Annotated in this window: 1 protein-coding gene; it reads right to left on the bottom strand. The window is 44.4% G+C overall.

The window, feature by feature from the left end; translation table 11 throughout:
- Positions 1-656, bottom strand: a 656-nt coding sequence (locus ACF8CV_RS10615) for an IS5 family transposase (protein WP_258492891.1), incomplete at its 3' end; no start/stop codon positions are given.
- Positions 657-676 lie beyond the last annotated feature (20 nt).

Raw genomic sequence — 676 nt, 5'->3', positions numbered from 1 at the left:
CCTTCTCGTGGCGGGATGAGCGGAACTGCTCGCTTGATTCGTATAGCTTCATGGCAGCTTCTTGTGTCATAAGCTCCATCACCTGATACTTCAATGATTTTACGACGTGTCTGCTTAAGTAAGTTGGGAAGCACTTCAGCATCGGTTACGTTAGAGAAACTCAGTTCTGCTGCGACTATTTCGTGAGTGCTGGTATCTACTGCAATATGCAGTTTACGCCAAACTCTACGCTTCCCGTCAGTACCATGCTTCTTAACCTTCCATTCACCTTCGCCATAAACCTTGAGACCAGTGGAATCAATGGCTAGATGTTGTATCGCTCCTCTGGTTTTAGTTTTAAATGAAACATCAACTTCCTTAGCTCGACGACTTATGCAGGTGTAATGCGGACAAAATAGCGGGATATTAGCCAGTTTAAATACGGAGTCTAGAAAACCTTGCAGCGCTCTCAATGGCATAGAGAATACTCGTTTCACCATTAATGCAGTCGTAATGGCTAAATCACTGAATTGGCGTGGTCTACCACGCTTGCCTTGTTTGCTTTGCTTCCACTCAGCTATCGCTTCCTCATCAACCCAAAAGGTCAGTGAACCACGATTAATTAAGGCTTTATTGTACTGCTTCCAGTTGGTTGTTTTGTAACGAGGTTTAGGCATTAGGCTACGACGATTAATGG

The organism is Vibrio sp. zbq_1, assembly GCF_043102935.1.
Classification (GTDB): Bacteria; Pseudomonadota; Gammaproteobacteria; order Enterobacterales; family Vibrionaceae; genus Vibrio; species Vibrio parahaemolyticus.
The sequence above is the reverse complement of the archived record's forward strand: the minus strand, read 5'-3'. Positions and strand labels throughout refer to the sequence as shown.